We start from the raw sequence: 6,589 nt of genomic DNA, 5'->3' as shown, positions 1-6,589 counted from the left end.
GCGCTTGTTTGAGCGAAGCGAGTTTGCGCGAGACCCCGCCGTAGTCGAGCACCGCAGGTTGCCCGTAGCGAAGCGTAGGGACCCAGACTGCGGGTCGCCTTTCTTTTGGGTACTTTTCTTTGGCGAAGCAAAGAAAAGTGCCTCGCCGCCGGGCGACCCCGGCCAGCAAGACTCAGCAGCAAGCGCACCGCCGGAGCAAGACCGGCCTCAACTAAGCAGGTCCCTCGTACCCGAGGGCATTAAGAAACTCCCTCCTCCACCAATGCACATCATGCTCACGAATGTTCTTGAGTAATTTCTGATGCCGCGCCTGCCGCTCCTCCAGCGGCATCTGCAGCGCGCGCTGTATGGTGTCGGCCGTGCCGTCGATGTCGTAGGGGTTGACCAGCAGCGCGTCTTCCAGCTGCTCGGCCGCGCCCGCAAAGCGCGACAGCACGAGCACCCCGGGGTCGGCGGGATCCTGGGCGGCGATAAATTCCTTGGCCACCAGGTTCATGCCGTCGCGCAGCGGCGTGACCAGCGCCACGCGCGCCACGCGGTACAGGCCGGGCAGGCGCTTGCGCGCCACGTTGCGGTGGATGTAGCGTATCGGCATCCAGTCGAGTTCGCCGAAGTTGCCGTTGGTTGCGCCGCACAGGCTTTCGAGTTCCTGCAGCAGGTCGGTGTAGGTGCCCATGTCTTCCCGGCTGGGCGAGGCGATCTGGATGAGCGTGGCGCTTCGGATGTTTTCGGGGTATTTTTTCAGCAGGGTTTCAAACGTCTTCAGCCGCTGCGGCAGGCCCTTGGAATAGTCGAGCCGCTCCACGCCCAGCAGCAGCTTGCGGCGCGAATACTCTTCTTTCATGCGCTCGTACATGTCGCGCGCATCCTGCGCGTGCGTGAGCGCCGCGAACTCGTTTACGTCTATGCCGATGGGAAAGGCGCCGGCGCGCACGGTGCGGTGAAAAGCCCTGAAGCGGTTGCCGCCCAGCGCCACGGCGCCGGCCTCGGCCTGCACGTAGCGCGAGAAATGCAGCAGGTCGTTCTCGCTCTGGAAGCCCACCAGATCGTAGGCGAACAGTGCGCGCATCAACCACTCATGCTGCGGAATGGCTGCCAGTATCTGCTGCGGCGGCAGCGGGATGTGCAGGAAAAAACCGATACGGTTGTTGCAGCCCATGGCGCGCAGTTCGGCGGCCATGGGGATCAGGTGGTAGTCGTGGATCCAGATGATGTCGTCGGGCCGGAGCAGGGACATCAGCTTGTGCGCGAACAGCCGGTTCACACGGCGGTAGGCTTCGATGAAACCGGTGTCGAAACGCGCCAGGTCCAGCCGGTAATGGAACACCGGCCACAGCACGCCGTTGCTGTAGCCCAGGTAGTAGCCCGCATGGTCTTCGGCCGACAGGTCCACCGTCGCCAGCTTGACGTTGCCGGCCTGCTGCACATGCAGCTCGCCTTCACCGGCCGCCCCGCCTTCGATGACATTGCCGCTCCAGCCGAACCACAGGCCGCCCGTGGCATTGAGCGAATCGCCCAGCGCCACGGCCAGGCCACCCGCAGCGGCCTTGCGCGGGTCCGCGACGCGGTTCGAGACGACCACCAGCCGGCTCATACTTGCGATTCCCAGGGCGTGGAAAGGCGGACTGCCGCGTTAATGATCCCCACCATCGAATACGTCTGCGGAAAATTCCCCCACATCTCGCCGGTCACGGGATGCGTGTCTTCCGACAGCAGGCCCACGTGGTTGCGAGCGGCCAGCATGGTGTTGAAAATCTCGCGGGCCTGCTCCTTGCGGCCTATGCGGGCCAGCGCGTCTATGCGCCAGAAGGTGCAGATGTTGAAGGCGGTTTCGGGTTTGCCGAAATCGTCGGGCGCTTCGTAGCGCCGCATATAGGGGCCGTCGCACAAATGGGTTTCGAGCGCGTCCACCGTCGCGATGAAGCGCGGGTCTTTGGGGTCGATAAAGCCCACTTCAATCATCAGCAGCACGCTGGCGTCGAGGTCGCCGCCGCCGAAGCTTTCGGCAAAAGACTGGCGCTCTTCGCTCCAGGACTCGCGCAGAATGCGTTCCTGCATCACCGCAGCGTGGTTTCGCCAGTAGCCGGCCCTGTCCTGTAATTTGAGTGTCACCGCTATCTTGGCCAGCCGGTCGCAGGCGGCCCAGCACATCAGGGCCGAGGAGGTGTGGATGCGCGCGCGCGTGCGCAGCTCCCACATGCCGGCGTCGGGTTTGTCGTAGTTGTGCACGGCCTGCTCGCCGACGTCTTCAAGCCGCTTGAATTCGGCAATGCCCGCGCGGTGCAACAGCCGGTGGTCGTGAAAGGACTGGGCCGCGCCCAGTATCACGTTGCCGTAGACATCGTGCTGGAAATGTTCCTGGGCCTGGTTGCCGACGCGCACCGGGCCCATGCCGCGGTAGCCGCCCAGGTGCACCATGATGGATTCGGGAAGTTCGCGCTCCAGGCCTATGCCGTAGAGCGGCTGGATGTGCCCGCCCTTGGATTGCACCACCACATTGCTGAGCCAGCGCAGGTAGTCCTCCATGGTGCCGACTTCGGAGAGGCTGTTGAGCGCGCGCACCACAAAAAAGGCGTCGCGCAGCCAGCAATAGCGGTAGTCCCAGTTGCGCTGGCTGCCGGGCGCTTCCGGAATGCTGGTGGTCATAGCTGCGACGATGGCGCCGGTATCTTCAAACAGCGAGAGCTTGAGCGTGATGGCCGCGCGTATCACGGCCTCCTGCCACTCCAGCGGAATGTGCAGGCGCTGGCTCCACTTCCTCCAGTAGGAAATGGTTTCCTGCTCAAACAGGCGCGCCGTGTCGGCGATGCCTTCGGGAAGCGATTCGTCGGCGCCGAGCAAAAAATTGTGCTCGCGCGTCAGCACAAAAGGCTGCTTTGACAGCAGGTGCGAAATCGACACGTCGGTGTTCAGGCGCAGCGTGAGCTCGTCGCCCACATAACGCAGGTGGTTGCTGCCCTGGGTGATCAGGGGCTTGCGCCGGCCCCAGTCGAAACGAATGTCCAGCGCCACGCGTATGCGCGGCGCACCGTTGATGGGCTTCACGCGGCGCACCAGCGTCATGGGCCTGAAAAAGCGCGACCGGCTGAAAAAACGCGGCGCGAAGTCGGTGATCTCTATGCCCTGGCCGTGCTTGTCGAACAGCTGGGTGCGCAGCACGGCGGTATTGGGTTCGTACCATTGCCTGGCTTCGGCGAAGTCCTCAATCTCGATGGCGAAGGCGCTGGACTGCGAGTCCTGGGCGCCGGGGCTGGTCGCATCGTCCGGCGCGGGCTGCGGCTCGAGCAGGGCGTTGAACACCGGGTCGCTGTCAAAGCGCGGCAGGCAGCACCAGACGATGCGGCCGCGCGCGTCAACCAGGGCACTGAAGCCGCAGTTGCCGATGACGCCCATGGCCAGGGACGGCTTGGCAGGCGGCTCAAAGTGCAGGGAATCGGCGGCGACGCTCATGGACGGCTTTCTGGCGCGGCGGCCGGCGTGTCGTTGGCCTCCCGCGACCTGCCGTCGAAGGCCGCATGCAGCCACTCGCGCAGCACGTCGGGCGATGCGCAGCGGTGGCGCGCGACGGTGGCGCCTTCGCCGACCTTGATGCCTTCGCCGCCCATGGCCTGGACGGCGGCGAAGCCGGCTTCGTCGGTGGTGTCGTCGCCGGCGAACAGCGGAAGGCGGCCGGCAAACGGTGCTTCGCCCATAAAGGCCCTGATCGCAAGGCCCTTGCTGACGTTCGCGGGTTTGACTTCAAAAACACATTTGCCGCGCAGCAACTCGACCCCGGGCGTGCGGTCCGCGGCCTCCTGCATGAGCTGCAGGCACAGCGATTCGAGTTCAGGCGCATGCCGGTAATGCAGTGCAACGGCCGCTTGCTTGATCTCAACACGCAACCCGTCATGGTGGGCCGCGAACTCGGTGGCGCGGCGCGCGAGCTCGGCCAGGTCCGGCTCGGCCAGGCTGACGAGGCGGCCGTGCGCGTCGCGTCGCTGCGCGCCGTGCTCGGTGGCCAGGGGGAGTTGCAAGGGCGAAAGAAAGCCGTCCAGGTCGGCCAGCCTGCGGCCCGAGACAATCGCCAGCGCGCCGCCGAGCTGGCCTGAAAGCCTGAGCAGGGCCGGAATCACGCCCGACACCAGCCGGACCGCATCGGGCTCGGGCGCCAGGTCGGCCAGGGTTCCGTCAAAGTCCAGGAAGAGAGCGGTCTGCGCGCCTATGGCCGGCAAGGGCCCGGGAAGCGGCAAGCGCGATGATGGCGAAGCCGACGATGGGGAAGGTGATAAATGCATCGCCCTTCACCTTAGCAGGGCCCCAGCCGCGTCGCTGTAGGCCGGTTTCGCTTTTTCAGGTGTTGGAGGGTGGTGGCGGCACTGTCGTGGTGGCGGGAAGCTTGTCCTGCACCGCTTTGATGCGCGCCTTGCGGATGGCATCACCCACCTGCTTGCCGTCACGTCCCTCCGCCTGCGCCGCCAGCGCCAGCGGCTGCGTTTCCACTGCCTGGGCCGCGGCCAGGGCTCCAAGCAGGTGCGTGCGCTGCGGGTAGGGTGAGTCGTGCAGGCCCAGGCGGCCGCGGGCGTCGCATTCGCAGGCCAGCAGGATGTCGGCGAAGCGCCGGGGCTTGCGAAAGGCGTCGCAGCGCTCCAGCAGGCGCACGACGGATGCGGCGTTCAGGCCTTCGCTGCGGTGGACGTTGCCGTGCTCGCGCGCCACCACGTCGGCGGTTTCGCGGCAGTCCACCGGCACGCGCAGGCGTTCGCATACGTCTTTCAGGAGTTCGGCGCTGCGATCTTCATGGCCGATGTGGCGCGGCAGGACGTCGGCCGGCGTGGTGCCCTTGCCGAGGTCGTGGCAGAGGCAGGCAAAGCGCGCTGCCAGGGGCGCCTTGAGCTGCGCCGACATGTCCAGCACCATCATCAGGTGAATGCCGGTGTCGACCTCGGGGTGGTGRCTGGCGGGCTGGGGCACGCCCCAGAGGCGCGCCACCTCGGGCAGCAGTTTGTCCAGCGCGCCGCTGTCCCGCAGCACCTCGAACATGCGGGAGGGTTTGTCTTCCATGAGCCCGCGCGCCAGTTCCTGCCACACGCGTTCGGGCACCAGCGCATCGGCTTCGCCGTCGGCCACCATGTCCCGCATCAGCGCCAGGGTCTCGGGCGCCACCGAAAAATCGGGAAAGCGGGCGGCAAAGCGGGCCAGCCGCAAGATGCGCACCGGGTCTTCGCGGAAAGCACCGGTCACGTGGCGGAGAACCTTGTCCCGCAGGTCTTTCCGGCCGTCGAAGGGGTCTATCAGCGCGGAGAAATCGGGCTCGAACTTGCCGGGTTCTCCGCCTCCGCCGCGGGCGGGCGCCGCGATGGCATTGATGGTCAGGTCGCGCCGCGCCAGGTCCTGCTCCAGCGTCACGTCGGGTTCGGCATGCACCGCAAAACCGCGGTAGCCGCGCGCGGTCTTGCGCTCGGTGCGGGCCAGCGCGTACTCTTCGCGGGTGTCGGGATGCAGGAAGACGGGGAAGTCCTTGCCCACGGGCAGGTAGCCCTGGGCCGCCAGTTCTTCGGGCGTGGCGCCCACGACCACCCAGTCGTGATCCTGCACCGGCAAGCCGAGCAAGGTATCGCGCACCGCGCCACCGACCATGAATATTTCCATGAGCCCAGTTTAGGATACTTCCCTAAACCCGATTGCCGGGCGCATGGCGGCGTTGTACGGTGCTCGGAATCCTCATGCACCGAAGTGCATTCCGGTGTCCTGCGCGCCGTACGCCTTGCCCTGCATCCCGGTAATCGACTTTATGAAAGCATCCAGCTCCCCCGCCGGAACCCGGTAGTCAGGAGAACACCGGCCGGAAGAAGCTGCGCTCGTAGCTGATGATGCAGCCCGTGGTTTCAGCGTATTTGAAAGCCGCCAGGCAATCCTGGTCCGAAAACGAACGCTGGCGGTAGCTCTCGTAGGCCGCCAGGCTGTCGAAGGTGAACAGGGCCAGCGCGATGTTGTTGGCGCCTTCGCTGGGCATGAAATAGCCGTGGTGCTTGCCGCCGAATTTTTCGACCAGCGGAATCCAAAGCTTTCCGTAGTGCTCGAACTCCTTGAGCTTGGCGGTGTTGAGCACATAGCGCAGATAAATTGTGACCATGCGGCCTCCTGTTCAGCGCTTGACGCGGTAGGGTTCTTCGAACTCGCGGAAATCGTTTTCAGCGAGCGCATCGTCTATCCAGGCCTTCACGCCGGGCAAGGCGGCCACACGCTGCATGTAGGCGCTGATGACCGGCGGCACGGGCAGGGCATAGCGGCTCAGGCGCATGCAGACGGGTGCAAAGAATGCGTCGGCGATGCTGAACTCGCCGAACAAAAACTGAGCCCCCACGGTCGACTCCGTCTCCCTGCCCCCCGAGGGGGCGCTCGCACCTTGGGGCGGCCCGGCGGTGCGAGGCCCCTTGTGCTGCTCCAGCAGCTCGGTCCACATCTCGACGATGCGCTGCACGTCGTCGCGCACGGCCGACTTGTCGCGCCAGATCAGCTGGCCCATGTCCGACAGGTCGGCCTCGATGTTCATGGGGCAGGCTGAGCGCAGCGCGCCGAAGCCGCTGTGCATTTCAGCGCAGACGCTACG

6 protein-coding genes are annotated in these 6,589 nt (G+C 65.6%); all 6 read right to left on the bottom strand.

All coding sequences use genetic code 11. From position 1 onward, the window contains the following. Positions 1–211 precede the first annotated feature (211 nt). On the bottom strand, positions 212–1,594 hold the full coding sequence (gene otsA, locus AC1D0P_RS19680; RefSeq protein ID WP_477678298.1) for an alpha,alpha-trehalose-phosphate synthase (UDP-forming): 1,383 nt from the start codon (positions 1,592–1,594) through the stop codon (positions 212–214). Beyond that, the gene (locus tag AC1D0P_RS19675; protein ID WP_477678297.1) at positions 1,591–3,450 is read right to left on the bottom strand and encodes a glycoside hydrolase family 15 protein; all 1,860 of its coding nucleotides are present in this window, start codon (positions 3,448–3,450) and stop codon (positions 1,591–1,593) included. The genes otsA and AC1D0P_RS19675 overlap by 4 nt, the downstream gene beginning before the upstream one ends. Next, complete coding sequence (otsB, locus tag AC1D0P_RS19670; protein WP_477678296.1) at positions 3,447–4,274, bottom strand: trehalose-phosphatase; 828 nt, start codon at positions 4,272–4,274, stop codon at positions 3,447–3,449. Before otsB ends, AC1D0P_RS19675 begins: the two co-directional genes overlap by 4 nt. A 55-nt stretch (positions 4,275–4,329) precedes the next feature. Further along, on the bottom strand, positions 4,330–5,628 hold the full coding sequence (locus tag AC1D0P_RS19665; protein ID WP_477678295.1) for a multifunctional CCA addition/repair protein: 1,299 nt from the start codon (positions 5,626–5,628) through the stop codon (positions 4,330–4,332). 178 nt (positions 5,629–5,806) lie between these two features. Continuing rightward, positions 5,807–6,112, bottom strand: a complete 306-nt coding sequence (locus AC1D0P_RS19660) for an NIPSNAP family protein (protein ID WP_477652932.1) — start codon at positions 6,110–6,112, stop codon at positions 5,807–5,809. Between the two features lie 12 nt (positions 6,113–6,124). After that, positions 6,125–6,589, bottom strand: a 465-nt coding sequence (locus tag AC1D0P_RS19655) for a glutathione S-transferase C-terminal domain-containing protein (protein WP_477678294.1), incomplete at its 5' end; no start/stop codon positions are given.

Source organism: Polaromonas sp. P1_G2 (assembly GCF_056405515.1).
The sequence above is the reverse complement of the archived record's forward strand: the minus strand, read 5'-3'. Positions and strand labels throughout refer to the sequence as shown.

Excerpts from the sequence above, each read along its gene's own strand:
- AC1D0P_RS19675 (WP_477678297.1), bottom strand. The coding sequence starts at position 3,450 with ATGAGCGTCGCCGCCGATTCCCTGCACTTTGAGCCGCCTGCCAAGCCG.
- otsB (WP_477678296.1), bottom strand. The coding sequence starts at position 4,274 with ATGCATTTATCACCTTCCCCATCGTCGGCTTCGCCATCATCGCGCTTG.
- AC1D0P_RS19660 (WP_477652932.1), bottom strand. The coding sequence starts at position 6,112 with ATGGTCACAATTTATCTGCGCTATGTGCTCAACACCGCCAAGCTCAAG.
- otsA (WP_477678298.1), bottom strand. The coding sequence starts at position 1,594 with ATGAGCCGGCTGGTGGTCGTCTCGAACCGCGTCGCGGACCCGCGCAAG.